Annotated in this window: 3 protein-coding genes; all 3 read left to right on the plus strand. The window is 69.6% G+C overall.

The genetic code is table 11. The features are described from left to right. Window positions 1-613 precede the first annotated feature (613 nt). Window positions 614-757 (plus strand): hypothetical protein, encoded by a 144-nt coding sequence (locus JL475_RS38915; RefSeq protein WP_202282912.1) that lies wholly within the window; start codon window positions 614-616, stop codon window positions 755-757. After that, a complete protein-coding gene (locus JL475_RS41055; RefSeq protein WP_307825332.1) occupies window positions 754-954 on the plus strand; it encodes a hypothetical protein in 201 nt (66 codons plus the stop codon). Before JL475_RS38915 ends, JL475_RS41055 begins: the two co-directional genes overlap by 4 nt. Before the next feature lie 128 nt (window positions 955-1,082). After that, on the plus strand, window positions 1,083-1,698 hold a 616-nt coding region (locus tag JL475_RS38925), incomplete at its 3' end, for an IS6 family transposase (protein ID WP_202282913.1).

Here is a 1,698-nt window from a genome sequence, read left to right on the forward strand (position 1 = left end):
TCCCGTCGCCCGTCCTGCAACCGCTCTGGCTCCGGAACTCCACCACCGCACCGTCCTGCGCACTGCAACTGCGGGTACTGCGGCCCGGCAGTTCGTCTCTGCCGGGCCCTGTTGATCTCAGCTACGAGAGAAACCATAACCACACCACCCCCCGATGTCTACTGCGGCTGACATAGATTTCCGCGTGTTCGACGGTGAGGTAATCGACCTCGAACAGCGACGGGGCAGGCGCACGACCGTCACCGCCCGGTCGACGGGCCGGGCCGGGGCACCAGCACCGGGCAGACAGGACCCACGAGCCGGCAAGGAAGCAAAACCGCCCCGTGGGCAACGAGCGTCACGAAACGGTGACTGCTCCCCCATACCGGCACAGCCGTCCCATCGAACCGCTGGCCTCAGCACACCTGTTACCGCCCAGGGGGACGACGTGACCAGCCCACACACCGCACCGCGTCCACCGCGCCCCGTCCCCCGGTGGACGCGGAAACGCCATGTGCTTCCCGCTCTTGGCCTGGCCTTCCTGATCGGCCTGGGAGCCGGGTCCGGCTCCAAAGCCGATGACGCCAGACCGGCCTCTGCCACGCCGCAGCCGACGGCCACCGTCACCGCCACGATGACCGCCACCGCGGAGGCTGAGCCTGCGCCCACGGTCACCGAGACCGTCGAGGTCGAGGTCACCGAAACCTATGGAGCTCGGGAAGTCATCGCTACAGGCGAGAGCGGCAATGCGGCGTCGGCCGGCACCCTCTCTGCGTGATCGTTTCACTGGTGTACCAGGTGGCCCGGAAGCCGCTGTCCGCCCCGACGGTCCTGCTGCGCCGCGACACCTCCAAGGACGCCAAGCTGCTCGTGCTGTCGAAGGGCCCGGTCCGCTACGAGCCCACGGACCGGTTCTGGTTCGCAAGTGGGTCCGCCAGGACGAGATCGATGCCAGCACCCGGCCGGAAACGATAACGGAGGAGTCCACGCAGAGGCACCGTCACGTTGACTGGCCGGGTGGGATGATCTTCTGGTTGGTCGTGCCGGGGAGGGGTTCGTTCGTGTCGTCCGCGCCGCCGTCGTACTAGGGGCACCGGTACCCGGTGGAGATCATCTCCTCCTGCGTGGGGCGGTGCTTCCGCTTCCCGCTCGGCTTCCGCGAGGTGGAGGAGCCGATGCCCGGGCGCGGCGTGCTCGTCTCCCACGAGACGGTCCGCCGCTGGTGCGCGAAGTGCGGGCAGGCCTGCGCCGCCGCCGACCCGGGGGACACGTGGCATCTCGACGAGGTGTTCGTGAAGATCGGCGGGGTGCGGCACTACCTGTGGCGGGCGGTGCACCGGCACGGCAACGTGCTGGACATCCTGCTCCAGTCGAGGCGCGACGCCAGGGCCGCCCAGCGGTTCCTGGCCAAGCTGATGAAGAAGCAGCGCCGGGTGCCCCAGGTGCTGGTCACCGACCAGCTGCGCTCCTCCGGCGTGGCCCACCGCGAGGTCATGCCCTCCGTCGAGCACCGCTGTCACCGGGGCCTGAACAACGGGGCCGAGAACTCCCACCGGCCCCCGCGGCAGCGCGAGCGCGCGATGAAAGGCTTCCGGTCGGTGGGTGCCGCCCAGCGGTTCCTGGCCGCGTTCGGCGGCTTCTCATCCCACTTCCGGCCCCGCCGCCACCGGATGACCGCCCCCGAATACCGCACCGAGATGACCCTCCGCTTCGCCATCC

Origin of the sequence: Streptomyces sp. M2CJ-2, from assembly GCF_016757295.1 — a bacterium.
Classification (GTDB): domain Bacteria; phylum Actinomycetota; class Actinomycetes; order Streptomycetales; family Streptomycetaceae; genus Streptomyces.

Excerpts from the sequence above, each read along its gene's own strand:
- JL475_RS38915 (WP_202282912.1), top strand. The coding sequence starts at position 614 with ATGACCGCCACCGCGGAGGCTGAGCCTGCGCCCACGGTCACCGAGACC.